At 62.5% G+C, this 24521-nt stretch carries 24 protein-coding genes and 2 pseudogenes; 8 read left to right on the top strand and 18 right to left on the bottom strand.

Annotated features, from left to right (window positions below; all coding sequences use genetic code 11):
- Positions 1–241: 241 nt before the first annotated feature.
- Positions 242–682: a lipid-binding SYLF domain-containing protein gene (locus tag NKJ00_RS29140; protein ID WP_023813342.1), complete on the top strand. Its 441-nt coding sequence runs from the start codon at positions 242–244 to the stop codon at positions 680–682.
- Positions 683–685: 3 nt separating this feature from the next.
- Here NKJ00_RS29140 and abc-f read toward each other — a convergent pair.
- Positions 686–2309, bottom strand: a pseudogene (gene abc-f / locus NKJ00_RS29135) (ribosomal protection-like ABC-F family protein).
- A 496-nt stretch (positions 2310–2805) separates the two neighbouring features.
- Here abc-f and NKJ00_RS29130 point away from each other — a divergent pair.
- Positions 2806–3117 carry a hypothetical protein gene (locus NKJ00_RS29130; protein WP_352632216.1) on the top strand — a complete coding sequence of 104 codons (312 nt, stop codon included), beginning with the start codon at positions 2806–2808 and terminating at the stop codon, positions 3115–3117.
- Positions 3118–3208: 91 nt separating this feature from the next.
- Here NKJ00_RS29130 and NKJ00_RS29125 read toward each other — a convergent pair whose 3' ends face one another.
- The gene (locus NKJ00_RS29125; RefSeq protein WP_352632214.1) at positions 3209–4342 is read right to left on the bottom strand and encodes a transporter substrate-binding domain-containing protein; all 1134 of its coding nucleotides are present in this window, start codon (positions 4340–4342) and stop codon (positions 3209–3211) included.
- Between the two features lie 255 nt (positions 4343–4597).
- Positions 4598–5197 (bottom strand): YdeI/OmpD-associated family protein, encoded by a 600-nt coding sequence (locus tag NKJ00_RS29120; RefSeq protein WP_352632212.1) that lies wholly within the window; start codon positions 5195–5197, stop codon positions 4598–4600.
- A 248-nt stretch (positions 5198–5445) separates the two neighbouring features.
- Between NKJ00_RS29120 and NKJ00_RS29115 the strand changes: the two genes are divergently transcribed.
- Both NKJ00_RS29115 and NKJ00_RS32260 read left to right on the top strand, forming a co-directional pair.
- The gene (locus NKJ00_RS29115; protein ID WP_352632210.1) at positions 5446–6057 is read left to right on the top strand and encodes a hypothetical protein; all 612 of its coding nucleotides are present in this window, start codon (positions 5446–5448) and stop codon (positions 6055–6057) included.
- A 111-nt stretch (positions 6058–6168) separates the two neighbouring features.
- Positions 6169–6270, top strand: a pseudogene (locus NKJ00_RS32260) (SDR family oxidoreductase); the annotation flags it as partial.
- A gap of 140 nt (positions 6271–6410) precedes the next feature.
- On the opposite strand, the gene NKJ00_RS29105 reads toward NKJ00_RS32260, so the two are convergent.
- The gene (locus NKJ00_RS29105; RefSeq protein WP_013530631.1) at positions 6411–7316 is read right to left on the bottom strand and encodes a S1C family serine protease; all 906 of its coding nucleotides are present in this window, start codon (positions 7314–7316) and stop codon (positions 6411–6413) included.
- Between the two features lie 195 nt (positions 7317–7511).
- Here NKJ00_RS29105 and yghU point away from each other — a divergent pair, with 195 nt between their 5' ends.
- Complete coding sequence (gene yghU / locus NKJ00_RS29100) at positions 7512–8378, top strand: glutathione-dependent disulfide-bond oxidoreductase (protein ID WP_352551351.1); 867 nt, start codon at positions 7512–7514, stop codon at positions 8376–8378.
- A gap of 86 nt (positions 8379–8464) precedes the next feature.
- On the opposite strand, the gene NKJ00_RS29095 is transcribed toward yghU, so the two are convergent.
- Both NKJ00_RS29095 and NKJ00_RS29090 read right to left on the bottom strand, forming a co-directional pair.
- Positions 8465–8767 (bottom strand): DUF1236 domain-containing protein, encoded by a 303-nt coding sequence (locus NKJ00_RS29095; protein WP_023813335.1) that lies wholly within the window; start codon positions 8765–8767, stop codon positions 8465–8467.
- 596 nt (positions 8768–9363) lie between these two features.
- Complete coding sequence (locus NKJ00_RS29090; protein WP_352632207.1) at positions 9364–9582, bottom strand: exopolysaccharide production repressor protein; 219 nt, start codon at positions 9580–9582, stop codon at positions 9364–9366.
- Between the two features lie 327 nt (positions 9583–9909).
- Between NKJ00_RS29090 and NKJ00_RS29085 the strand changes: the two genes are divergently transcribed.
- Positions 9910–10197, top strand: a complete 288-nt coding sequence (locus tag NKJ00_RS29085; protein WP_027035239.1) for a hypothetical protein — start codon at positions 9910–9912, stop codon at positions 10195–10197.
- Between the two features lie 475 nt (positions 10198–10672).
- On the opposite strand, the gene NKJ00_RS29080 is transcribed toward NKJ00_RS29085, so the two are convergent.
- On the bottom strand, positions 10673–10915 hold the full coding sequence (locus tag NKJ00_RS29080; protein WP_352632205.1) for a hypothetical protein: 243 nt from the start codon (positions 10913–10915) through the stop codon (positions 10673–10675).
- Positions 10916–11973: 1058 nt separating this feature from the next.
- Here NKJ00_RS29080 and NKJ00_RS29075 point away from each other — a divergent pair.
- The gene (locus NKJ00_RS29075) at positions 11974–12273 is read left to right on the top strand and encodes a DUF1236 domain-containing protein (RefSeq protein ID WP_031213630.1); all 300 of its coding nucleotides are present in this window, start codon (positions 11974–11976) and stop codon (positions 12271–12273) included.
- Positions 12274–12343: 70 nt separating this feature from the next.
- The gene (locus NKJ00_RS29070) at positions 12344–12556 is read left to right on the top strand and encodes a hypothetical protein (protein WP_352632203.1); all 213 of its coding nucleotides are present in this window, start codon (positions 12344–12346) and stop codon (positions 12554–12556) included.
- A gap of 297 nt (positions 12557–12853) precedes the next feature.
- Here the strand turns inward: NKJ00_RS29070 and NKJ00_RS29065 are convergent, their stop codons facing one another.
- The 11 genes from NKJ00_RS29065 to NKJ00_RS29015 form a co-directional block, all read right to left on the bottom strand.
- Positions 12854–13405 (bottom strand): isochorismatase family protein, encoded by a 552-nt coding sequence (locus tag NKJ00_RS29065; protein ID WP_352632201.1) that lies wholly within the window; start codon positions 13403–13405, stop codon positions 12854–12856.
- Positions 13406–13410: 5 nt separating this feature from the next.
- On the bottom strand, positions 13411–13590 hold the full coding sequence (locus NKJ00_RS29060; RefSeq protein ID WP_352632199.1) for a WD40 repeat domain-containing protein: 180 nt from the start codon (positions 13588–13590) through the stop codon (positions 13411–13413).
- A 274-nt stretch (positions 13591–13864) separates the two neighbouring features.
- The gene (locus NKJ00_RS29055) at positions 13865–15061 is read right to left on the bottom strand and encodes a hypothetical protein (protein ID WP_023813323.1); all 1197 of its coding nucleotides are present in this window, start codon (positions 15059–15061) and stop codon (positions 13865–13867) included.
- 191 nt (positions 15062–15252) lie between these two features.
- Positions 15253–16023, bottom strand: a complete 771-nt coding sequence (locus NKJ00_RS29050) for an exodeoxyribonuclease III (protein WP_023813322.1) — start codon at positions 16021–16023, stop codon at positions 15253–15255.
- 4 nt (positions 16024–16027) lie between these two features.
- A complete protein-coding gene (locus tag NKJ00_RS29045; protein ID WP_023813321.1) occupies positions 16028–16672 on the bottom strand; it encodes an alpha/beta hydrolase family protein in 645 nt (214 codons plus the stop codon).
- A gap of 209 nt (positions 16673–16881) precedes the next feature.
- Positions 16882–17997, bottom strand: coding sequence for a tetratricopeptide repeat protein (locus NKJ00_RS29040; RefSeq protein WP_352632196.1), 1116 nt, complete (start codon positions 17995–17997; stop codon positions 16882–16884).
- Positions 17994–18899, bottom strand: a complete 906-nt coding sequence (ku, locus tag NKJ00_RS29035; RefSeq protein ID WP_352632194.1) for a non-homologous end joining protein Ku — start codon at positions 18897–18899, stop codon at positions 17994–17996. Before ku ends, NKJ00_RS29040 begins: the two co-directional genes overlap by 4 nt.
- Before the next feature lie 237 nt (positions 18900–19136).
- Entirely contained in the window at positions 19137–21620 is a 2484-nt protein-coding gene (gene ligD, locus NKJ00_RS29030; RefSeq protein WP_352632192.1) for a DNA ligase D, read from the bottom strand.
- Between the two features lie 43 nt (positions 21621–21663).
- Positions 21664–21888: a hypothetical protein gene (locus NKJ00_RS29025; RefSeq protein WP_352632190.1), complete on the bottom strand. Its 225-nt coding sequence runs from the start codon at positions 21886–21888 to the stop codon at positions 21664–21666.
- 243 nt (positions 21889–22131) lie between these two features.
- Positions 22132–23295: a glycosyltransferase family 9 protein gene (locus NKJ00_RS29020; protein ID WP_352632188.1), complete on the bottom strand. Its 1164-nt coding sequence runs from the start codon at positions 23293–23295 to the stop codon at positions 22132–22134.
- Between the two features lie 109 nt (positions 23296–23404).
- A complete protein-coding gene (locus NKJ00_RS29015) occupies positions 23405–24412 on the bottom strand; it encodes a GNAT family N-acetyltransferase (protein WP_352632186.1) in 1008 nt (335 codons plus the stop codon).
- Between the last annotated feature and the right edge of the window lie 109 nt (positions 24413–24521).

Here is a 24521-nt window from a genome sequence, read left to right as displayed (position 1 = left end):
CGCGAGCACAAGAAGCTCGCTCTACGCCAAGCCGCATGACCAGCTTCATGATCGCCCATTTTGCAGAACTTGACGCACACAACCCCCGGCCGCCCTCTCCCCGGCCCTCCAGTCGCCGGATTCGAACCCATACTGGAACCAAATCGCGGGGCTTGGAACCAAATCACGGGCGAGACTGTTCAGTTGTAACTTTGATCCCACGCTGCGGCCGGCAAAGCGGCGACATTGAGGAGTTCTCACCATGAAGATTTCATCCGGATTTCGTTCCATCGCGGTGGCCGCCATCGCCACCGCGAGCATCGGCTTTGCCAGCGCCGCGCATGCCGACAGCGGCACGATCCGCTTCGCCGTCTACAAGGCTGCCTTCTTTGTCGGCGGCTCCGGAGGCGAAGGAACGCTGACCTTCCATGGCCGCCGCTATCCCATCTCGGTCGGCGGCGTCTCGGGCGGTCTCGCCTTCGGCGTCTCCAAGACCTATTTCCAAGGCACCGTGCGCCACATCAAACGCGCACGGGATGTGACCGGGGTCTATGGTGCGGCGGGCGGTGGCGGCGCGCTTGGCAAAGGGGCTCAGGTGATCGTCATGAGCAACGACAAGGGCGCCCGGCTCGAATTGACGGGCAGGCAGGTCGGCCTGCAGGTCAACGCCGACCTCAGTGGCATGAGCATCTCGCTGCGGTAAGGGCTAGCTCCTCAACCCCGGCGCTTCCTGCCCCGTCCGCTCGACATATTCCGTATAGCCGCCGCCATAGGTGTGGATGCCTTCGGGCGTCAGTTCCAGCACGCGGTTGGAAAGCGCCGCCAGAAAATGCCGGTCGTGCGAGACGAACAGCATGGTGCCCTCGTACTGCGACAGTGCCGTGATCAGCATCTCCTTGGTGGCGATGTCGAGATGGTTGGTCGGCTCGTCCAGCACCAGAAGGTTGGGCGGGTCGAACAGCATCAGCGCCATCACCAACCGCGCCTTCTCACCGCCTGACAGCACACGGCATTTCTTCTCGATCTCGTCGCCGGAAAAACCGAAGCAGCCGGCAAGTGCCCTGAGCGGCGCCTGGCCGGCTTGCGGAAACGCGTCCTCCAGTGTCTGAAACACAGTGCGCTCGCCTTCCAGCACTTCCATCGCGTGCTGGGCGAAATAACCCATTTTGACACTTGGCCCGCGCGCCACCGTGCCGGTGTCGGGCTCGGAAGCGCCGGCGACCAGCTTCAAGAGCGTCGACTTGCCGGCGCCGTTGACGCCCATGATGCACCAGCGCTCGCGGCGGCGAACCTGGAAGTCGAGCCCCTCATAGATGGAGCGGCTGCCATAGCCCTTGTGGACGTTCTTCAGCGTGACCACGTCCTCGCCGCAGCGCGGCGCCGGCAGGAAATCGAAGGACACGGTCTGGCGGCGCTTCGGCGGCTCGACGCGGTCGATCTTGTCCAGCTTCTTCACCCGGCTCTGTACCTGTGCGGCATGCGAGGCGCGCGCCTTGAAGCGCTCGATGAAGGCGATCTCCTTGGCCAGCATCGCCTGCTGGCGCTCGAACTGTGCCTGCTGCTGCTTGTCGGCGATCGCCCGCTGCTGCTGGTAGAATTCGTAGTTTCCGGAATAAGCGGTCAGCGAACCGGCGTCGATCTCGACCACCTTGTTGACGATGCGGTTCATGAACTCGCGGTCGTGCGAGGTCATCAACAGCGCGCCGTCGTAGTTTTTCAGGAAGGACTCCAGCCAGATCAGGCTTTCCAGGTCGAGATGGTTCGATGGCTCATCGAGCAACATGGCGTCGGGCCGCATCAACAGGATGCGGGCCAGCGCCACGCGCATCTTCCAGCCGCCCGACAGCTTTCCGACATCGCCGTCCATCATCTCCTGCGAAAAGCCGAGACCGTCCAGCACTTCGCGGGCGCGGCCATCCAGCGCATAACCGTCGAGTTCCTCGAAGCGGTGCTGCGCCTCGCCATACTTTATCGATGATCTCGTCCATCTGGTCGGCCTGGTCGGGATCGGCCATGGCCGCCTCGAGCGCTGCCATCTCGGCCGCGACTTCGGACACCGGCCCGGCGCCGTTCATCACTTCGGCCACGGCGCTGTGGCCTTCCATGTCGCCGACATCCTGGCTGAAATAGCCGATGGTGACGCCGCGATCGACCTGCACCTGGCCTTCGTCGGGCTGCTCCTGGCCGGTGATCATGCGAAACAGCGTCGTCTTGCCGGCGCCGTTCGGCCCGACGAGGCCGACCTTCTCGCCCTTCTGCAGCGACGCCGACGCTTCGATGAAGACAAGCTGACGGCCGTTCTGCTTGCTGATGCTTTCCAGTCTGATCATGCGGTGCCCGGGCTATATGCTTGCGTGAAAGGATTTGCCCGGCGCCTTACGCGAAGGATGGCCGCAAAGAAAGAGGCGCAAGCGCCGCATACAGCCGATCTCCCCCCTCGTGGCAGGGCTATCGCATATGGATTCTTGCGAAGAAGAACCCCCACCCTAACCCTCCCCACAAGGGGGAGGGAACGCTGCCGCATGCCTTTAATTCTTCTTGGCGCCGAAAAGACAGGCGATTCTCCCGGGTCAGTGCCAACGGAAGTCTCCCTCCCCCTTGTGGGGAGGGGTTAGGGGTGGGGGTCCGTGCCGGGCAGACATCTCAGGAATTCCATATGCGATAGCCCTGCCACGAGGGGGGAGATTGGCAGCTTCAACGCCCACCAGACACACCCCAGAAACAAGATTCAACATCCGGGAAAAACTCGCGAAAACATCGCCTGTCATAACCACCCTCGCGGCGGCCAAGCGGCCGCGGCACAACGCGAAGAAATGGTCCCGAAACATGCAACGACGTTCGACCGGATGGATCGGTGCCCTGACAGGCATTTCGCTCGCCATGCTGGCGGTCGCACAATCGGGTGCGGACGCAGCGGTCACCCGGAGCGAATATTGCAGCCAGCTCGGCCTTCAACTCGACGGGGCCATCCAAACGAAAGTCGCCCCAGGCACCAGCGCAAGCCAGATCGCCGAGGCAACCGCGCTCCAGGACAAGGCGAACCGGTTTTGTGCCGAGCGCAAACGGGCCCAAGGCATCAGGACCTACGCCAACGCCCTGAAGCTTCTTGGCGTGACGCCGGTCGACCTGAACCAGTGACAGCAACCATCAATCCTTGAAGAAAGGGCCGCCTCTCTCGCAGAGTGAGGGCGGTTTTTCCAGCGCATCGCACCGCGGAAGTTCCTGTCGACTACTTCTCGCCCAGATACTGGAAGACGGCCTGTTTCCACCAATCGCTTTCGATGGTCTGCAGGAGGGCGACATCGAGAGACTTGCGCAACGGGCTGCCGAGCGGCAGCGCAATGGCATATTGCTGCTGGTCGAAGGCCGCATCGAGAACCTGCAGGCTTGTCGCGTAATTCTGCCCGACCAGCCAGCCAAGCAGCGGCTTGTCGTGCACCAGCGCATCGATCTTGCCGGCGCGAAGCGCGTTGAGGCCCTGCTGGATCGAGGCAAAGTCCTGATGACGGATCTGGGTCGAATCCAGATAGGACGCCGTCGACGAGCTCTGCACCGCGCCGACCCTGACCTGGGCGAGATCGCTTTCGCCCTGCACCATTCCTTCCATCTGCGTCACCGTCAGCACCGATGTGACGCCCGCGGTGAACACCGCGATGGCAATGATCGATCCCATCATCCAGAGCGCGGCCAGCACGCGCCCCGGCACGGTTCGCGGACCGAAGTCGCCGGTGCTGGCTTGCGTCGCGGCGATGGTCGACCACCACATGCTGGAAAACAGTCCCTTGGCGACGCCGCCGCCGAAATCGTCATTGTGCCGACGTTCGAACATCCAGATCAGGACGCCGACCACCACCGATATGATGACCAGCCCCAGCACCGCCTGCAGGAAGCCGAACGACGTCAGGGCATGCAGCACCGGCCGCCATGACGGCTGATTGTTGAGCGGTGTCGCAATGCCGAGCCCGGTCGTGAAGAAGGGCTGCGTGAAGTCGACGGCCTTTTCGCGGTCGGCCGTGACCGTGATCGCGGCCATCGCCGCATCGAACCTGCCGTTGACGACGCCATCGATCTGGTCCTGCACGGCAGGCACTTCGACATAGCGGAAGCGAAGGTTGAGCCGCCCGGCGATTTTCTGCCAGAGGTCGATGCTCAATCCCGACCAGCTGCCGTCCTGCAGCTTGAACGCAAAAGGCGGCGCCTCCTTGATCCCGACCGAGATCTCTTTTGCCGGCGAGGCCGAGGGAGAAGCCAGGTCGGGAGACGTCTGGTCGGGCGAGGTCTGGGCAAGCGTGGCGCCGGCTCCCACACACGCGACGATGACAATGAGACCCAGCGCCATCGTCCACGAAGCAACTCTTCTCAACGGCAACGACTCCCAGCGTCCGCCGCTCGATCGTCGCGGCTTTCGAAGGGTAGCCGCCGTGCCGTCCTTCGTCCACCGGCGATGTCGTTGCTGAAACAGCCGCGCGACGCGCCGACCATCGAATTGCGCAAAAACAAGCAGTTGGAACAATTTCACGATTCAGATCCTGAAGCGCTTCGCGCAACGCCGGATCCCGTGCGGACAGGCTTGCCGTGCCGAAGACGAACTCGCGCCCAAACCAGCCCACCCCAAACCTTACGTCCTGCCTTGCGGGTAGATCGTCTCGCCGCGCTTCAGCATTGCCACAAACGTCTCGATCTTCTTCTTGCGCCCGGCCTCGGTCTTCATGTTGTGGGTGCGGAAGGCGAGCGCGAAACGGTTCTGGGCACTGAGCTTTGCCAGCATCACCTTCGCAGCGGGTTCGGCGTCTATGGCAGCCTGCAGGTCGTCGGGGATTTTCATCTCCTTGCCGCTGCCATAGGCGCGCGCCCAGCGCCCGTCCGCCTTGGCCGCCTCGACCTGTTTGAGCCCATGCTCGGTCATGCGGCCCTCCTCGACCAGCCGCGCGACATTGTCGATGTTGATCAGGCTCCAGATGCTCTTCCGGCTGCGCGGCGTGTAGCGCTGCAGGAAACTCTTGTCGTCCAACCCCTTGCGCACCGCATCGATCCAGCCGAAGCACAGCACCACGTCGATGGCTTGCTTGGGGGTGATCGACTTCAGTCCCGACCCCACCTTGTGAACCTTGATCCACACTTCGGTTTCCGTGGCGTGGTGCTTGCCGAGCCATGCGTAGAAGCTGCCCGGATCCGGGAATTCATGGACCTTGTCGGGATCAACCTTGACCGGCGCCATTAGCCGGCCTGTCCTTTCGGTGTCGCTCGCGCCATCAGTTCCCTCTCTGTCGTCCCTGGCATTGCCCGTCATCGACCAGAATGGCACGAGTCGCTGTCAGTTTCCGGCAGCAAACTTGGCGGGCGCCTACGGCGTTCCTTCGCGCCCCTCGACCTGAACATTTTTCTCCCGGCCCCGCTGTATGAAATTTCGGAATACCTGCCATGCTCGTGCTCGGGCACGCCATCTCGCTCCCGGGGGAATATGCCATGAAATCTCTGTTGCTCGCCTTTGTGTTGTCTCTCCACACGGCCGCCCTCGCCGAGCCAATCGAAACCCGGAAGATCATCACAGCGGTGACCGGGGACTTCAACGGCGACGGCGCCGTCGATCTCGCCATGGTGGTGGAGACCGAGCCCGGCCAGCCGATGGACGTCCACTTCTTCCTCAGGGACAAGGAGCACAATTACCTCAAGCCCGTCGAGATCGTGCACGAGCAGATCCACGGGGAATGGAACGGCTACGACCGGCCGGGCTACGAGAACTCCGACACCGAGCCGGAACTGACGATGCTGCCCAACGGTTCGATCAAATTCTACCTGCCTGCGATGCCGGTCGGCAGCGAACGGACCGACATGACGCTAACCATCGCCTGGCGCAACGGTGCCTTCATCGTCGCCGGCTTCGCCTATGACCATGATGACTATTTGAAGGAGAATGCCGAAAGCGCCTGCGAGTACAATGTGCTGACCGGCAAAGGCACCAGCAGCGAAAAGCAGCCGGACGGCAGCACCAAGCACAAGACCGTCTCGATCGAAGGCCTGGCCATCGCCTTCAAGGACTGGAACCCGGGCGCTGCCTTCACCGCTTGCGGCAACTGATCGCCCTGCATCATCGGCGCTTCCGATAGCGCTATCGGTTTCTTCCGTTTTCACTTGCCGTACCGGACTGCCAATTCCCTGCCCTTCTCCATCCAAGCAAAGGCAGAGCGAATGAGCATTTCAAATCAGAAAATCCTGATCGTCGGTGGCGGCTCTGGCATGGGTCTGGCGCTGGCCCGGCGCTGCGTCGAGGCCGGCGCCGAGGTGATCATCGCCGGGCGCGGCGAGAACCGGCTGCGGCAGGCGCGCCAGGCGCTTGGCAATCCCGCCGAGGCCCTGGTCGCGATGGCCGAGCGGCTGCCGGGTCGGGCGGATCGGCCAACCCGACGACATCGCCCACGCCATCGACGCGTCTACTGCAGTTGCGGCTTTTTCAGAAAACTGCCGCGGTCGGCCGATTTGACGCGCAGCCAGGTTTCGCGGCCGTCGCGCAGCACCCGCATCGGGATCTCGGCACCGGCCGAGCCGCTCTCCCACAGCTTGCGATAGAAATCGGCCAGCCCGTCGACCGCGCCGTCGCGAATGTCGGAGATGATGTCGCCCTGGCGCAGGCCGGCCTTGGCCGCCGGGCCGCCCTCTGTCACGCTCATCACCACCACTCTGCCGTCGCTTTCGGCCGACAGGGCGCCGAGCCACGGGCGCGGCGGCTTGGCCACCTGGCCGCGCGTCAGGAGGTCGTCGAGAATGGGCGGCAGCAGATCGATCGGCACCACCATGTTGATGTCGGCGACCTCGCCGTTGCGGCTCATCTGCAGGCGCAGGGAACCGATGCCGAGCAGCGAGCCGTCAGCGCCGAACAGCCCGGCACCGCCCCAGGAGGGATGCGCCGGCGCAATGAAGATCGCCTCGTCGAGCAGATACTCCCAGTAGCCGGCGAATTCCTGCTTAGTGACGATCCTGGCCTGCACAGACTGGCCGATGCCGTCGGCCAGCACGACGGCGTCACCGATCCTGGCCTTGCCGGCATCGCCCAGCGCCACCGCCGGCAGGCCGAGCGGCGCCAGCGCCTGCACCAGGCCGAAGCCCGATTCCTGGTCATAGGCCAGCGCGTGCGCGGGGATGACGCGGCCGTCATGGCTGGTCAGCCAGACCTCTTCCGCCTCCGTGATGAGATAGCCGATGGTCAGCACCAGCCCGTCATTGCGAATGACGACGCCACTGCCTTCCCTGAGCGTGCCGAGCGCCCCGGCCGTAAAGGCATCTTCGGGGACAGTGGCCCGCACGGCAACGACCGAGCGCGGATTGGGATTGATGGTCATGCTTTTGTCCTGGATGGGCTTTGGTGACATCTTCTATAGGTATGCCACGCAGGAGAAGGCGCAAGGGTGAGGAAGTGCCCAATTGCCGATGTTGGCTCCGCAGGCATCGATAATAGTTCAACGCAAGTTGAACTTACACATCCGCAGCCCTAGTTTATGGCGACCTGCCATCCTTCCCCGACACGAGGCCACGAAATGACCGACTACACACCGCCGAAAGTATGGACCTGGAACAAGCCGAGCGGCGGAGCCTTTGCCAGCATCAACCGGCCGATCGCCGGGCCGACGCATGACAAGGAACTGCCCGTCGGCAAGCATCCGTTGCAGCTCTATTCGCTGGCGACGCCGAACGGCGTCAAGGTCACGGTCATGCTGGAAGAGCTTCTGGCGCGCGGCCACAAGGGTGCCGAATACGACGCCTGGCTGATCCGGATCAACGATGGCGACCAGTTCGGCAGCGGCTTCGTCGAGGTCAATCCAAACTCCAAGATCCCGGCCCTGATGGACCGCAGCGGCAAGACGCCGGTGCGCATCTTCGAATCCGGTTCGATCCTGGTCTATCTCGCCGAAAAGTTCGGTGAATTCCTGCCTACCGAACAGCCGGCGCGCGCCGAGGTGCTGTCCTGGCTGTTCTGGCAGATGGGCTCGGCGCCGTATCTGGGCGGCGGCTTCGGTCACTTTTATGCCTATGCGCCGGAAAAGTTCGAATATGCCATCGACCGCTTCTCGATGGAGGTGAAACGCCAGATGGATGTGCTCGACCGCCGGCTGGCCGAGACTGAATATCTCGGCGGCAAGGACTATTCCATCGCCGATATGGCCGTGTGGCCCTGGTATGGCGGGCTGGCGCTCGGCCGCATGTACAATGATTCCGCCGAGTTCCTATCCGTGCAGGAATACGCACATGTGCAACGCTGGGCCAAGGCGATCGACGCCCGACCGGCGGTCAAGCGCGGCCGCATGGTCAACCGCGCTTTCGGCGAGCCTGCCATGCAACTGCATGAGCGCCACGACGCCAGCGATTTCGAGACCAAGACGCAGGATAGACTGGCCGCCGAATAGGCCATCGCGGATCGCGACAAAGGAAACCCGCCACCGACGCGACGTCGGGGCGGGTTTTTCCCAAGGTCCAATGCTGCGGGAACGCCTTAGTGCAGCACTTCAACGATCTGGCGGGTCTCCGGGTCGACGAGGACCGTCTGGTCATTGATCACCGCGACGCGGTATTTGACGTCGGGCACCTCACGCAGTTCGACAGTGTCCGGTACCGACGAGCCGAGCTTGAGTTCGACCCCCAGAAGGTTCACCGAGGCAAGCGGTTCCCTCTTGATGTATTCGCGAACGACCGTCTCCTGCTGCGGCTGGACGACGACGACGCTCTCCGCCAGCGCCGCACCAATGCCGCCCGTCAGGACGATGGCAGCCGCCGCGCTTGTAAGATAAAGTTTCATGACCGTCTCCTAGTGACAATTGAATTCCGCCCTCCATAAAAACTCCACCGCTGCCATGTGGTTCCATCGAACTTCAGAATTGAAGATGTTATGTTTGCAGCCCGGATATTAATTTGTTGCTGATCAAGCATGCGGCAGACAGCGCAGAAATGCTTGAAAACTTGCACAAATGTGTATGGACATTAGAAGACGAAAAATTCCTTCTGCAGCCGAATTGGCGAAGCACCTGTTGTCGCCGCGTCAAATCAGCCTCGCGGCCCTCTATCTCGACGATGGGAGCACGAAAAAGACTCGCCCCGCCGGGAGCAGAGCGAGCCATGGCAGTGCCGATAGAGGTGGCAACCTCACCGGTACTGCTAGAGAAGCATGATCACTTGTTCCACCTGACGGCCTGAGCCATGCGAAGCCGGTCGCGCATGCATCATGTTCCCACGACGACGCCGAAATGTTCCCACGATACGCTGTGCCGAAACCTCCAGCAGGGCTATGCCCAGACAACGCTGTCTCTCAGTGACCAAACACCGTGATCGCGCTGTGGGCGAGGTTCCCCGAATTTGCCCGGGCGCACACGCGCGAGTGATCCTGGCCAGCCGGTCTCAAAGCTGGACACCGTCGCGATGCAATGGCGGGAAGGCGTCTACCGGATCCTGGCTCGGCACGATATCGTGCGAGCGCCTGAAGATCAGCCTCACGATCAGCACGAAGTAGCCGACCTGCAGGACAAGCAGCGTCGCTATCGTCCAAGCAAATGCCTCCAAGAAGGAGCCGGTGGCCATATAGGTCCAGGCCGCGACGATGATGGCCGTGGCTGACATTCCTACGAGAAACTGCCCAAAATACATGGTTCCCAAACCTTCGAAGCCGTGCCGGCTCCAACCAGTCCCTGCCTCATTCCCATTTCCCGCGAATAACATTTCATTATTTTAGCAACTTCGCAAGTAATCGGCCGGTCGCCCCTACGCGCTCTCCATTGCGCGCTCTCCATTGGCAACAATGGCGATCCGAGGCGCGCCAGCGGGGCTGGGCGGACGCGCCAGCCGTCGACAATCCAGAAGCACGCCCGCTCTTTGCACTTCGTGCACGGGAACAAACGCCGACACGCCGAGTTTCGCCTCCAGTTTTTTCAAGGAAAGGAGCCCAGCATGGCACCGCGCAACAAACCAGGCGCCGATATCGAAGATGACGCACCGCAGGCGGACGGGCCGACCATCGAGCAGCAGGATTGGGATGCGATCAAGGGCGGCCAGATCCTGCCAGAGTCCGTGCCGGAAAACGGCGACATGCGTTACGGCATCGAAAAAGACGGCGATCTGCCCGACGAGGACGACGATAACGCGTACCAGGACAGTGACGACGCCCTACCCGATGATGAGGAAGAAGCCGCAATCACGCGCGATCAGACCCGCGAGGGCCGCTTCGACGAGACGTGAGCCATTCGTCGCCCGAGACATGACTGCCTGTTGTTGAGCTTGCCAAAGCCACATTTTCCATGCCCGGTTCGCGGGCAAATGTGCTTGGCCGGCTAAGTTTTCCGCCCGGGCATTATATCAGATTTACCTAAAATAGCGGAACATCCAAGGGACATTATCGGAACTGAACAAGGCCCCTTGGACTTTTGCGTACGACGGATAAGACCTTGGTCCTACAGGAAAAAGCAAAAGCCCGACGTGACCGATTGAAGCTTCCAACGAGGGAACATCGGGCCTCGCTTGTCGTTGTCGCGAAGACTCGGCATCGCCGGGTGCCATGCCTGGAGAACAGCGCGATGCCCCACCGATCCACCATAATCAAGACAGGCTATGGCCCAGGCACGGCGATCGCCGTGCTCATGGTTGGATTGACGGCGGTGGGCATCGTGTTCCTCATTCTCGGCAGTTCGCTCTATTTCAGTGAACAGCCCGCGGATCAACGTGCCCTGTCTTCGCCGCCCGCTCGATCGATACACGCGGCCGATAGCAAAGCGGCAAACTGAACGAGCAACTGCTGAGCGATAGCGAGATTGCCGCCGCGCAGGTCCTCCAGACTTAGGCCAGGAAGATCCGCCATTGCCGCTGCCTGCTGTGCGGCGGCCGTGCTGGTGATCATGGCAGCGAAGCGGACAGCTTCGGACGGTGTTTTGTCCACCGGAGAAGTTGCTTGCATTAACATTAGATTTACCTAATATAATGGTGGCCGGCGACCGCCAGAAGTCGGCTGGCCCGGCGGCCTCCCTTTGCACCTGGCTGCCGGGCCATTTCTTGTCCTCGCCTTGCCGTCTTCGCCTTTGTGTGGCGCGGATTCATCTTCGCGCCGCTTCGCCACGTATAGCTTCAGCCTCGACAAACAGCCTCCGGCTCGGCAGCCGCAGGAAAGATGCGGATGCCGAGCCGATCGCGCTGATCAAATCGCTAAGACGTGCAGGCTAGCTGCTAAAATCGAAGGACGACCGAAGGGCCACGTCTGCGATAGCACCGGACGCGACGGCGACCATGCCGCCAGTAACTGCGGCAGACCCGTCTCCAACGCCGCCCGTGCCGGCGCCGGCGCCAGCCCCGATCCCAGTCCCGATCCCAGCCCCGATCCCAGCGTCGATGGTCGACCGGCTGCACCTCCGCATGTGCACCTTCGTCGTCGAGGGCCTCTGCCTCAATTTCATCGAGAATGCCGTTTCCGGCGCCTGGAACACCGGCCGCTGCCTCGATCGGGCGAATTGCCCCTGCAAGGGCCGCTGCCCCGGCAATGCCAAACATCGCCGTCAAGAAGGATCGCCGATCCATAGTAACCTCCCAACGTTGCATAAGCTGAACGAAGCGCTCGGCTGCCGAATGAGCAGGCCGGCGCATGGTGAAAATAGAGGATTCGCCAGCCGCCGAAGCGGCTTGCGAATCCTATCAGCGCAGGAAGGGACGTTGCTGCGCCGATCGACGACATGTCAGCCAAGGACTATCCCCATCACCAGAAAGGTGACAGCTGTCGCGAAAATCGGTGCGAGCAACCAGCGCGCTTGGCCAACACTTTTGTCCATCTGTCTCTCCGAATTCCGGGAGACAAACAGCCATGAACAGAGAGCCGTTCCCGTCGGTAAGACCAATGCGCTCGCAGACCAGACTTAAGTCGCACGTCTCACCCGACCGAAGCCCCAGCGGAGGAACATTTTCATTTGGCTCAAGTTCAGTTGCCGTCAGCGTTGAACGATCCTGTCATGCTGACTCGCAAGGAGAAACGGTATGAAAATGCACCTAACGGGCGCCGCAGCGGCGCTATTGCTGTTGGCCGGTGTCGGCGCCGTTGCCGCTCAGGACGTTGTCATTCAGCCTGAACAGGACACGGTCATCCGCGAGTATGTGAAGAAGCAGCCTCTCGCTTCGGTCAAGGTTCCCGGTGTGGAACTGAATATTGGTAGCGCGTTGCCTGACACGGTCGAGCTTCATGAAATCCCCGATGTCAAATACCGCTACGTGGTGGTCGACAACCGCACCGTTCTGGTGGATCCGGGCACCCGCAAGATCATCAAGGTCTACGACTGAATTTCGAACTGTCCAACCCGCCGCCAGCCATGGCGGCGGGTTGCCCAGCTTCCAATCAGGACGAGTGAAGATGATAAGCAAAGCTGTGACATCCCCTGCTTTGGGTGTTCGCCTGGCCGATCTCCAAGCCAGGATGCGTGATGCGCGGGTGACGGATGCCGAAATGAAAACCTTTCAAAAGGTCGCGGCCATCATGGAAGATCGTCATGGGCGGATCGATGGCGACGACCTGATTGCGGCGTCGTTCCTGGCCGATGCCGTCCAGGACCAGCAGACGCCTTGAGGGGCATCCCCAATAGCCAGGTAGACTTTTTGACTCCCGTACCGGGAAAGCGCGCCGAAAGTCAGCCGAATCCGCACTTTTGCCCCAGCCTATTCCGCTTTCGCGGAAGTTTCGAGCGGCGCGCAATGTGCAATGTTGCTAATGCGGCGGTACGAGCCGCCCTGGTTGACGCGGGCGCCCGAGCCATCCCAACAATGCGCCCCCCCGTCCGCGTCGACCACGGCAGCCTCCTGTCTTCTCTCGCGAAGTCCTCAAGCCGGCCCGCCTGATAATGCGCGCTGCGGCGACGGTCGGGCTTCAGCCGCCGACAAGCGCCTTTGTGGTCACCAGATTGACGCCGGCCTCGGCGAATTCGCCATTGTGCCTGAGGATGACCTGCTCGGCACTCTCGCTGGCATTGTCCAGCGTGCTGTGCGCATCGGAGACCACGGTCACGCCGAGCCCTCTGGCGATGGCGCCCTTGACCGTCGCGGCCACGCAAAAATCGGTCTGTGCGCCCAAGAGCACGACAGCACTCGCAGCCTGACCGGCAAGCCAGTCGCCGAAGGCAGGATTGCTGAAAGCATTGCGCACGGATTTGGCGAAGGTCGGCTCGTCCGCCGCTTGGCCGAGCGCGGGCCAAACCGGCCAGCCCGGCTCATCCGGTGCCAACGGGTCGCCATCGGGTCCGTCATGCCTGATAAAAGCGACCTTGTGCCCGCCGCGCCGCGCCCAATCGATCACCGCCTTGGTGCGCTCGACAATATCAGGCGCATCATGGATCGGCTGCTCGTGCACACCGTCGAACATGCCGGTCTGGAGATCGATGACGATGAGCGGCGCATTGTCTGGGAGGCTGGGTGCTGGCATGGGTTTTACATAGCACGGCGGACAGGGTGATCAAGATTTCGCTCATTCCGGCGCGCCGGCAAACAGCACCACGCCGTCGCCGCCGGTGGCCGGCAGTCGCGGATGGTGCGGTCGTTGCCGCCGGTCAGCACCGCGCCGTCGGCGGCGAAGGCCACCGCATAAATCGGGCTGGTCTGGCTGTCCAACATTGCGATCCGGTTGCCGCTATTGGAGGGCGGGCGCCTTGCCGCGCCTCCTTGGATTTATTGCAGTTTGCCGATTTCAGCCCGCACGGTTGACAGATGGCCGCAGTCTGGCATCATCGGATCGGGATTTTAGGAGAGTCTGATATGAAAAAAATCTATGTGAAGCCATCGTTCTTGAAAAAAGGCCGGTTGTCGGCGGTCACTGCGGCCAACGGCTCCTCGTTGCCGACACCGCAATAATTTCAGCGCCACCTGCTCCTGGCGCGTCCAAACCTCAACGCACCAGGATCAGGTCGTCCAACACCATTTGCCAATAGTGCTTCGTCGACAGGCGAACACGCGTTACAGCTTTGAGCATTGGAGCGTAGTGCAGCGGCGTTAGCGCCGACAGCGTGACCTCGTCGCTTGCAATCAGCTGCTCGCCAAGCCAGCTTTCGATCAGCGCCACCTCCCCTTCCGACGCCAGCCAGGCGGCGCTCAGCATGACCGAGTGAAAGCCGAACGGCCGTTCGCAGCTGAATTCGGCCGGCAGCCCGCTGCTGGTGTAGAGCACATGGTCGCCGGAAACATTACCATTGACATAGCCCTGGCTGTCCTTGGTGAAGTCGCGGGCCATCGCATTCAGGTTGCGCCACGCCAATCCGGCATGGCCAGCCGGAATTTTCCTGAGGCTGCGCGACGTCACATCGTCGAAATCGATCGTTTCGAGGGCGGCATCAGTGTCGATGCCGGCGCGTTGCGGCGACAGCAGGCCGAGATCCGCCGAGTAGGGCGATAGCGTCAGCCGCCGCGCCAAGCCGCCGCCGCTGACGCTGACCGTGTCGGCTTCTTCAGCCAGGTCGAAGCTGAAGACGGCACCCGGCGCCAGTGCCCGCGTCTCCAGGACGTACCCATTCCCCGACACGGAGAGGGTCGCTGGTCCATCGCCGGCGACGCGCCCGCTGACGCGGCGCGGCGGTGCCAGACCGACAGGCAGCAGCATCTCCTGCGATACCATCCCGGCCGGCGAACCCGGCAGCGGCAGGAAGTGTCGGGACTGAATGTCATTTTCGCTTTTCGCCTGCCAGCCGGGCGGCACCGAAACCACAAAGCGCCAGTTGCCCGGCTTGCGGATCACTGCCTTTCTGCTTTTCACCGACATGGGAAAGTTGGCAAAGCCGGCATTGTTGGTGCGCGCGGACGCGGCGAGCTTGCCGGCTTCGTCATACAGCCGCACCATGATCCCGGCCATCGGCCGGTCTCCGGCGCCGTATTTGCCGTCGCGATCGACATCGAAATAGACGAAGGACGAGTAATTGAGCATACCCCCGCGGGCGTTCCAATCGGTACGGACGGCATAGTCGGCAGCCGGATTGGTTAGCCGCCGTCCCTTGCGACGGCTGCGCTTCCGCCACAGCAGCCAGGACGCGACAGCAGCCGCAAGCACCACAATGGCGGCGGCCAGTATCTGGACAGCGCCCAAGTCAGGCATGGAGCCTCGCTTCACAAATCTCATGGGGGATTGCGTTCACGGGCGATCCGGCTGCGTTGGGCTACTTGCCGACAGGTTATTGCATGTCGGCCAAAAGCGAACCCGGATTTGGGACAGCGACATGCATCGAGACAAAGACTTAAAGCGCGTTGCAGGAATCCGTTCAAGCGCGACGCATGAAAGCAGTCGCCTTACTTCAATTCCACCCACACCGGCGCATGGTCGCTGGCGCCGTCCTCGCCGCGCACGTCGCGGTCGATGCCGGCAACGGTCAGGCGGCGTGCCAGTTTCTTCGACAGCAGGATGTGATCGAGCCGGAGGCCCGCATCGCGCGGCCAGCGGTTGCGGCGATAGTCCCAGAATGTGTAGAGCGTTTCCTTCGGATGCTTCTTGCGCAGGGCATCAAGCCAACCCTGGTCGAGCAGGCGCTGGAACGACGCCCGGCTTTCCGGCTGCACCAGCGCGTTGTCCTCATAGGAGCGGGTGGGGTAGATATCGCGCGGCTCGGGCACGATGTTGTAGTCGCCGGCCAGCACCACCGGCAGGCCGGTGTCGAGCAACTGTTCGGCATGCACCTCCAGCCGCGCGTGCCAGGCGAGTTTGTAGGCGAATTTCGGGCCGGGCTGAGGATTGCCGTTCGGCGCATAGAGACAAGCGACGATGATGCCGTTCACCGCCGCCTCGATATAGCGGCTCTGCCTGTCGGCATCGTCGCCGGGCAAGGCATCGCGGGTCAGCACTGGCTCGGCACCCCGCGCCAGGATGGCAACACCGTTCCACGTCGGCTCGCCCTTCCACACCGCGCCATAGCCGGCCGCCGCCAATGCCGAGCGCGGAAACTGCATGTCGCGCGCCTTCAGTTCCTGCAGGCAGACGACATCGGGTTTTGCCGCAGCCAGCCAAGCCAGCAAATTTTCAAGCCGGCTGTTGATGTTGTTGATGTTGAAGGAGGCGATCTTCATCGCTTCAGGAAGCGATCCGACCCGACCACGCCTTCACCGTCTCGGCCAGCGTCTTCAGATGGTCGGCCGCCGAAAATCCCGAGATGCTCTTGCGTGGCTTGAGATCATGGTCGCCATCCTCCAGCCAGATAATCTCGATGCGGTCGGAAAGGCCATAAGTCGCAACCCCGTCCCTGGTGCCGAACTCGTCGCGCGTGCCCTGGAAGATCAGCGTCGGCGTCTTCAACCCGGCGAGGTGTTTTGTCCGCAATTGCTCGGGCTTGGCCGGCGGATGGAAGGGATAGCCGAGGCAGACCAGCCCTGAAATCTCGCCCTTGGCAAACATCTCGTCGGCGATCATGGAGGCGACGCGCCCGCCCATCGACTTGCCGCCGATGATCAGCGGTCCCGTCACGCCCTTTGCCCTGAGGTCGGCTATCGCCTTGATATATTCCGGGTTGACCGTCTCGGCCCGCGGCGGTGGCTTGCGGTGGCCGTAGCGGCGCGCGGCCATATAGTGGAATTCAAAGCGCGCGACCTGGAAGCCGGCCGCGGCCAGCGCCTTGGCGGTGGCGGTCATCGAGGGCGAATCCATCGACGCACCGGCGCCGTGGGCGAGCAGAATGGTGGTGGGCGCGGTGTCGGGACCGTCGAAGAGGAAGGCGGTCATGGGGCGGTCTCGCTGGAGAGGTCGAGTTCCGTCACACCCCCCTCTGTCCTGCCGGACATCTCCCCCGCAAGGGGGGAGATTGCGCGCTCAACCGCTTTCGCCAATCTCCCACTTTGCAAGAAGGAGCGGGACGCCCAAGCTTCCGATCTCCCCCCTTGTGGGGGAGATGGCCGGTAGGCCAGAGGGGGGTGTTCAAGCGCCAGCATCACTCACCCCGCCGCCCGCGCCAGCTGCAGATCCACGAACTGCACGCCCTTGGCTGCAACCCGTGCCCATTCGGACTCCGCGTCGAGTTCGAGATACCGCGCCCATAGCCGGCGCGCCTCCAGCAGATTGCCGGCGTCGAATTCCAGCCGGGCCAGATTGAACACCGGATCGGCATAGGTCTTGTCGAGCGCGATCGCTTTCTGCAGGTGCCTTCGCGCCGAGGCTTCGCGACCTTGCTCGCTCATCAGTCCGGCCAGGTTGAACCACGCCTCGACGAAGGCCGGGTCGAGTTTTATCGCATTGATATAGTCGTGCGCGGCGTCCGCCGCGTGGCCGCCGGCGCGCAGGCAGTTGGCGCGGTTGAAGGCGGCAATCGCATCGCTCGGATCGATGGCCAGGCAGCGCTGGTAGAGCGCGGCGGCCCCATCATTGTCGCCCTGCTCCTCCGCCGCTTCCGCCTCGGCGAACAACTCCTCTAGCGTGTCGTCACCCTCTGCCCCGGCTGTTCCGAGATCGAACAGCAACTGCCCATCGAGTTCGCTCTGGCCGCCTTCGAGATAGATGGCATCGGCGCGTCCATGCTGCGAGCCGACATTGAGCGACTTGGCGGTCAGCGACGCCACCGGGCCGGAGCGGTGGACGGAGCGCGCGATCGCCCCCCATGTCGCGCCGCCGGCGATGAGCCCGGCATATTTGCGCGCCAGGATCAGGTCGCGGAAGGAATAGGGTTCAACGTCATGCTCGAACGCATCGAACAGGCCGAGCAGGTCGAGGTCGGAGCCTGATAGCCGCGACTGATCGATCAGCGATTGCCGCGACAGCGAAGACGCTTCCGGTGTCTTCATCAGTCCGAGAAGGCGCAGGAATCCGTTTTCGCTGATCAGCGTTCGATCGGCCGCGCGCTCGGCGGCGACACGGCGTTCGATCTCGGCATCGCCGTTCCTGGAGAGCCCGGCTTTGGCCAACAGTGTCCGGCCGAAGACGACATGCGTGGTGCGCCTGGTGATACCGCGCCGCAGCTGGCCGTGTCGGCGTTCCACTTCCCGCGCAGCCAGCCTGAGCGGAAAAGCCGCCAGCGCGCCTCTCGTGCCAAAAACAGCGCCGGTCGGTGCCGTCATCTCTTGCTCTTGCCGACCGCCTTCAGCAGATTGGCCTTCAACGGATTTTCAGCAGCACCACCCGCTGCCGCCTTCTTCGCGGCGGGCTTGGCAACCTCGTCGGCCTTGCTTTTCGACTTGGCCGGCGGCTTCGATTGCGACAGGCTCGCCTTGAGCGCATCCATCAGATTGATGACATTACCGCGCTCGGGTGCCGCCGCGATGATCGGCTTGTGGCCTTTCAGCTTCTCGCGGATCATCGTCATGAGTGCCGCCTCGTAGCGGTCCTCATAGTTCTTCGGATCGAAGGTGGTTTCCTTCTGCTTGATCAGTGCTTCGGCGAGCTGCAGCATTTCGGGATCGGGCTTGCCGGCTGGGATGTTGCCGAAATATTCAGCCGTGCCACGCACTTCGTTCGGATTCCTCAAGGTGCACACGAACATGCCGTTCTCGCGCGCGCCGATCGTCACCACCCGCTCGCGGCTCGACAGCACCAGGCGTGCGATCGCCAGCTTGCCGGATTTGCGCATGGCTTCGCGCAGCACGGCGAAGGTCTCTTCCGCCATCGCGCCGTCAGGCGCCATGTAGTAGGGCGCGTCCTGATAGATGACGTCGACCTCGTCCTCGTCGACGAAGGCCTCGATGTTCATCGTGTGATTGGATTCGATGCGCACCGCATCGAGGTCGGCATCATCTATGATGATGTACTGCTTGTCCTCGTATTCATAGCCCTTGACCAGATCAGCACGCTCGACGAGCCCCAATTCGGGGTCGACCGGTTTCATGTTGATGCGGTTGTGGGTCTTCTTATGCAACTGGTTGAACGAGATGCGCTCGCTGGCGCTGGTGGCGGGATATAACCGCACCGGACAGCTAACCAGACTGAGTTTAAGGTAACCTTTCCAACTTGCCCTGGGCGCCATGAAACACTCCTACGCGGCCATGCACTGACATTCACTGCAGCGCTTTTCGTCCGAAGGACGAACGAGGCTGCGCAAATCCTACACCGACCCCGCACAATACAGGCAAATCCCTGACGAAATCTTCCGCCACGTCTTTGAGGTCGTGGCGGAGAGAATAATTCAAATTGTCGGAAGCGTCGATGGCGTTGGGTTCCTCGCCCCGCAACGCTCTCCCCCATTTCATGGGGGCCGAGGAACCTAGTTCTTCAAGGTCGGCAAATCCCGCGCGAACTCGTCGATCTCGGCCCACGGATCGCCCGACGTCGCCAGCAGCCCCGGCAGGGAGGAATAGTTCAGATCCTGCGGCGCATCGATGGATTCGAGGTCGCTCCAACTGACCGGCGTCGAGGCCGGCAGATTGGTGCGGGCGCGCAGCGAGTAAGGTGCTGCCGAGGTGTGGCCGCGCGCATTGCGGTGATAATCGATGAAGATGCGCTTCTTGCGGTTGTCCTTGCCCATGGTGGTGGTGAAGGTGTCAGGCGCCGTTGCCGCCAGATGCGTGGCGATCGCGCTGGTCGCCTGGTGGAGCTTCTTCCAGTTCTGCGCGCCCGTCACCGGCACCGTGATGTGGATGCCGCTGCCGCCGGAGGTCTTGGCGAACGGTACCAGCCCCAGGCGCTCCAATTCGCCCTTGATGTGCACGGCGGCCTCGACCACCTCGCGCCAGGTGATCCCTTCTCCCGGATCGAGGTCGAGGACGATCTGGTCGGGCCTGTCGAGGCTGGTGCGGTGGGTGCCCCAGGTGTGGAACTCGACGACGCCGAACTGCGCCAGCGCCAGATACCCTTTCGCGCCTTCGACCGAGAGATAGGATTTGGTCTCGCCCTCGGAATTCGTCGCGTCGAATGTCACCACTGAGGGCGGCATGCCCGTGAAGGCGTGGCGCTGGAAGAAGCAATCCTTCGGCAGGCCGGTCGGGCAGCGCACCAGCGACACCGGCCGGCCGAGGATGTGCGGCAGCATGAAGTCGCCGACCAGCGCGTAATAGACCGCGATGTCGAGCTTGGTCGGGCCGGTCTTGCCGAACAGCCGGCGCGTCGGGTTGGTCACCCAGATGGTGGCAAGGTCGGCCTCGGCGATCAGCCGCTTGCGTTTGGACGAGACCGGCGTCGACAGGCCGACATCCCTCAAACCGCGGAAGACGCCGTGGCGCAGTGCGTTGTCCGATGTGCGGTTGGCGTAATGGATGCGCGCCGACAGCAGCGGCCGCACCCAGTTCATCTCGCGCATGATTTCGCGCGGGACGCCCTCGGGCGGGGTGGCGCCTTCCCGCAGCGGCTCCAGCCTGGCGAGCAACTCACCGGCGGTGGCGGCATCGAAACCGGTGCCGACCTTGCCGCGATAATGCAATTCACCACCCTCGAACTCTGCCATGCCGAGCGCCGCCAGCCCTTCGGCCGCATCGGAGATGGTGAAGCCGGCGATGACGAAGTCGTCTGACAGCAGTGCCTTGGTCTTGGTCCAGCTTTTGCTTCGGCCGCTCTGATAGATGGCCGTGGCGCGCTTGGAGACGACACCCTCCAGCCCAAGTTCCGACACCTGGTCGTAGAGCCCCTGCCCTGAACCTTCGACATGGTCGGAGAACTGGATGGCGGAATTGGCGCCGAGGCCCGACAGCATCTGCGCCAGCAGCGCCTTGCGCCGGACCAGCGGCGCCTTGGTCAGGTCCCAGCCGTCGAGGTGGAGAAGATCGAAGGCGTAAAAATGGAGCTTGCTGCCGGCGCCCTCGGCCAGCGCATCCTGCAGCAGCGCGAAGCGGCTGATGCCCCGGGCGTCGAGCACCACGATCTCGCCGTCGATGATGGCATCGCGGCAGGGCAGCTTCGCGAACGCATGCGGCAGGTCGCCATAGCGCTTCGTCCAGTCGATGCCGCCACGGGTGATCAGCTTGACGACGCCGCCAGTGAGATGCGCCATGGTGCGGTAGCCGTCGAATTTGATCTCGTGCAGCCAGACTTGTTGGGTGTCGTCGCCATCGGGTGGTTTTGGCACCTGCGTCGCCAGTTGCGGCTCGATACGGGCAAGCATGGGAGCCTTGAACACGCCCGGCAGCGTGCCGGGCTTCAGCGATCCCTGTCTGGGCGCGGGTTTGGTGGCGGGCTTCGCCGGCGCCGCCAGTTCCTCGATGCGCAATCCGGATTTGACGCTTTCCGGCCGGGCCGTGAGGATGTCAAGCGCGGTGTCGGCGGCGAGGTCGCGCTCCTTGAACAGCAACCAGTTCTTCTTGTTTTCGTCTTCGCCGGGTTTCGGCTTCAGCCGGGTCAGCATCCAGCCGCCATTGAGCTTGTCGCCGGCCAGCCGGAACTTGAAGGCGCCGGTTCGCAAGCTTTTTTCAACGTCGTCCATCGGCGCCCATGTGCCGGCATCCCAGACGATCATCGGCCCGCCGCCATACTCGCCCTCGGGAATGACGCCCTCGAAGTCGATATATTCGAGCGGATGATCCTCGGTCTCGACCGCCAGCCTCTTGTCGGCCGGATTGAGCGAAGGCCCGCGCGGCACCGCCCAGCTTTTCAAGACATCGCCGACCTGCAGGCGCAGATCATAATGGTCTGCGGTGGCGTGGTGCTTGTGGACGACGAAGCGGTTGCCTTCGTACGTGATGAGGCCGCCTGCCGGTTCCGGCGTTTTGGAAAATTCACGCCTCGCGCGGTAGGATTGGAGCTTTGGCGGGGTGGTCATGGCAAAGGTCGAAGCACGGATGTCAGGAACAAGCCAGTCGCGCTCAATCGTCAGCAGCCGGCGTCAACTCGAGCTCCGCCGGCGACAGTCCTTGCTGCAACTGGCTCAGCCGGAATTCGTCGACCCAATAGGCCTCGCCGTCGACCAGAACCCGGGCCTGGTAGGTGTCTGCCGAAAAACGCTGCGCGGTGATGTAGACCTTGTGACGATCGAGCGCCTTGCGCACCGCGGCGCGCTTGGAATTCTGACCTGTGACGGGACTGAACATGACACTGCCCTCGGTCGCCCCAGACACACAACGCGGCCGCTGCCGGCAGCCTGACGACTGGGGTCAAGGATGGCGGAGACGCGCCGTCCTGTCAATTTCGCGGACAGCGCAGGATGCGGCCCGGTTAAATTTACCAATCTTTTGAATATGCTTGGGCCTTGGCCTGAATCAAGACGTGAAGCACACGAAGATGAACTGTGCACCACCACGCCGCCAAAACTATCGTCCGTCGCTGCCGCTCTGCTACGCGGCCGGCGTGCCCGAATGAGCAGATTTTTGAACTTCCGTGCCGATGAGATCGAGTGTCCCCGCCGCAACATCGGCAACCTGGAGCCGCTGGACGCAATAGACCCCACCGGCGTTGTTTTCTTTACACAAACCTGGAGCGATGCATGGGCAAGGCATGGGCGGCTGGAGCGTCCGGTTGGGGACACCGAATGGGCCCCATTGCTCAGGCGACGTCAGACCGTACAGCCCCACCGCTGGAGTTCCGACAGAGGCCGCGATGTGCATCGGGCCGCTCTCATTGCCAAGAAAGATCGACGCTTCGGCCAACAATGCTGTCAAGACCTCAAGCGAGGCTTTTCCGACGACACTTGCGACCGGCGATGCTGCCACTTCAAGGATCCTTTGCGCGGCAAGCCCTTCATCCGGCCCACCAACGAGCAGGGATCGCAGCCCGGTTTTGGCGTATACCTCATCGATGACCGCAGCAAAATGTTGCGGCGGCCAGCAACGGCCTTCAAACCTCGCGCCGGCATGCACGGCCACATAGGACTTCTTCGCCAAAGCGTTTTCCGCAAGAAGCCTGGCACACTCTTCCTGGGCAGTCCTGGTCGGTTGCAGCCGAGGCGTTGGGTCCTGATAATCCAATCCGAGGGCGCTGAGTGGAGACAGGTTCCTGTAGAGATAATGCGGTCCGCCATGTCCGAAGGTCGCGGCGAGCACGTTTGCAAGCTGGGTTTCCCAGAACTTCATCGGATGCTCGGAAGGATCGAAGCCGACGCGAAGTGGAGCCCCGATCAAACGATGCATGATCCGCGAGGTTTTTGAATCGGTGAGGTCGATGCTAAGATCGAATTTCCGACGCCGCAGATCAGAGATGACGCCACGATAGTCGCTCAAACGCTTGAGCAGAGTCCTTCCTCTGCCACGGGATTCAAAGCCAACGGCAACATCGGCGATCCCTTGCGCGACGATGAACTGCTTGAGACCCGGCGCACAAAGCATGGTCACCGATGCTTGCGGATAAGAAAGACGCAGATTGCGAACCAAAGCAGATGTCAGAACGACATCTCCAATGTACTTCGTTTGAATAATGAGGATGGAACGAATCCCATCTCCTAAACTTGCATCCATCGATATGATCTGCCGAAAACGCCAACTTAAAAAATCTGCCGAGGACACTCATTTCTGAACGGCAAGCGGCGCTTTCAGATATAGAGCCAACCAACCCAGTCAACAAGCTTGCCGGCCTTGGTGCCTCTTTACATCGGTCGTCGGCAAACGCTCGTACTCAGTCCTTCAATCGCCGCAAGCGGCGCGTCAGGCCCTGGACGGCCTTGAGCAGCCGGGGACGCGACCGCGTCATGCCTTCGACCCGGCTGCGCAGCAAAATGGCTGCGTTCGCAGCTCTGCCCCGCACCGTCACCGGTTCGCAGATCTCGGCCAGTACCGAGCTCGAGGCACCGATATGTTGCTTGTAGCCCTGGCCGCCGACCGACAGGTCGAAATAGTCGAAGCCCCGCTCGCATCCCCACACCATCAGCTTGCCCATCGTCGTCAGGCCGGGTGAGACATTGGCGACCGCATTCTGGTCGATGCCGAGCAGGAGGGCGTGAAGTGTGCCTTTTCTCACCAGCACATAGATGGAGGCAAGCCAAGCTTCACCGACGCGTAGTCCGAAGAGCCGCACCGATCCGTTGGACAGGCCTTGCAGCGCCGCGGCGCGGTAGAAATCGACGACCGGGGCCTGCGTCAGGAGGTCGAAACGCCCGAGCTCACGAAAACGCTTGAGCCGCAGTTCCAGCAGTGCATCCAGGAGCTCCTCGGTCAGGTCAGGCGTATCGGCCTCGACCAGAGCGAGGCCACCAAGCTGTTCGAAGCCGCGGCAATGCTTGCGGAAGGCCTTGGCAAAGGACGGCTTGCAGATTCGCTTGATGAGCGTCTCCGGGTCGCCATGCAGGACGAGGCCGGAGGTGACCTGGATGGAGTCGCGCGCCACCGAAAGCAATGCCAGCGGATTGGCCACGCCGTGGACCTGCTGCGGAATTCCCGCGATATGGATGCGATCCGTCGATGGCAGCACGGCACGGACCGCTGCCCACATGGCGTCGGCACTCTGCCTGGTCCACGCTCTCCCATCCGCCAGCAGCGGCACCGCGTAGTCGCACACGCGGCAGCTCAGCCATTCGATCACGTGGTGGCCGAGAGCCCGGCGCCGCATCAGCGGCAGCAGCATGGCCGGCGCGCCGGTCACGGCGTCACTCACCTCGACGAGGACCAGATCCGCGTCTTTGGGCATCAGCCGTGCGGCGATTCCTTCGACCCAGGCATAATGCTGGTGGGCAGTGCAGACGCCGTGAGCTTCAAGGAGCAGCCATAGCAGCCTTACGGTGTCGAAGCTGGTGTGC

The organism is Mesorhizobium sp. M0227 (genome assembly GCF_040321855.1).
In the GTDB taxonomy this organism is placed as follows: Bacteria; Pseudomonadota; Alphaproteobacteria; order Rhizobiales; family Rhizobiaceae; genus Mesorhizobium.
This window is presented reverse-complemented; position numbering and strand designations above follow the sequence as displayed.

Coding starts and splice junctions, on each gene's coding strand:
- NKJ00_RS29065 (WP_352632201.1), bottom strand. CDS start 13,405: ATGCCAGCACCCAGCCTCCCAGACAATGCGCCGCTCATCGTCATCGAT.
- NKJ00_RS29080 (WP_352632205.1), bottom strand. CDS start 10,915: ATGTTAATGCAAGCAACTTCTCCGGTGGACAAAACACCGTCCGAAGCT.
- NKJ00_RS29140 (WP_023813342.1), top strand. CDS start 242: ATGAAGATTTCATCCGGATTTCGTTCCATCGCGGTGGCCGCCATCGCC.
- NKJ00_RS29050 (WP_023813322.1), bottom strand. CDS start 16,023: ATGAAGATCGCCTCCTTCAACATCAACAACATCAACAGCCGGCTTGAA.
- NKJ00_RS29115 (WP_352632210.1), top strand. CDS start 5,446: ATGAAATCTCTGTTGCTCGCCTTTGTGTTGTCTCTCCACACGGCCGCC.
- NKJ00_RS29130 (WP_352632216.1), top strand. CDS start 2,806: ATGCAACGACGTTCGACCGGATGGATCGGTGCCCTGACAGGCATTTCG.
- NKJ00_RS29075 (WP_031213630.1), top strand. CDS start 11,974: ATGAAAATGCACCTAACGGGCGCCGCAGCGGCGCTATTGCTGTTGGCC.
- NKJ00_RS29090 (WP_352632207.1), bottom strand. CDS start 9,582: ATGTCAGCCACGGCCATCATCGTCGCGGCCTGGACCTATATGGCCACC.
- ligD (WP_352632192.1), bottom strand. CDS start 21,620: ATGACCACCCCGCCAAAGCTCCAATCCTACCGCGCGAGGCGTGAATTT.
- NKJ00_RS29095 (WP_023813335.1), bottom strand. CDS start 8,767: ATGAAACTTTATCTTACAAGCGCGGCGGCTGCCATCGTCCTGACGGGC.
- NKJ00_RS29085 (WP_027035239.1), top strand. CDS start 9,910: ATGGCACCGCGCAACAAACCAGGCGCCGATATCGAAGATGACGCACCG.
- ku (WP_352632194.1), bottom strand. CDS start 18,899: ATGGCGCCCAGGGCAAGTTGGAAAGGTTACCTTAAACTCAGTCTGGTT.
- NKJ00_RS29105 (WP_013530631.1), bottom strand. CDS start 7,316: ATGACCATCAATCCCAATCCGCGCTCGGTCGTTGCCGTGCGGGCCACT.
- NKJ00_RS29040 (WP_352632196.1), bottom strand. CDS start 17,997: ATGACGGCACCGACCGGCGCTGTTTTTGGCACGAGAGGCGCGCTGGCG.
- NKJ00_RS29025 (WP_352632190.1), bottom strand. CDS start 21,888: ATGTTCAGTCCCGTCACAGGTCAGAATTCCAAGCGCGCCGCGGTGCGC.
- NKJ00_RS29015 (WP_352632186.1), bottom strand. CDS start 24,412: ATGCCCAAAGACGCGGATCTGGTCCTCGTCGAGGTGAGTGACGCCGTG.
- NKJ00_RS29055 (WP_023813323.1), bottom strand. CDS start 15,061: ATGCCTGACTTGGGCGCTGTCCAGATACTGGCCGCCGCCATTGTGGTG.
- NKJ00_RS29120 (WP_352632212.1), bottom strand. CDS start 5,197: ATGGCGCCGGTCAAGGTTGATCCCGACAAGGTCCATGAATTCCCGGAT.
- yghU (WP_352551351.1), top strand. CDS start 7,512: ATGACCGACTACACACCGCCGAAAGTATGGACCTGGAACAAGCCGAGC.
- NKJ00_RS29045 (WP_023813321.1), bottom strand. CDS start 16,672: ATGACCGCCTTCCTCTTCGACGGTCCCGACACCGCGCCCACCACCATT.
- NKJ00_RS29070 (WP_352632203.1), top strand. CDS start 12,344: ATGATAAGCAAAGCTGTGACATCCCCTGCTTTGGGTGTTCGCCTGGCC.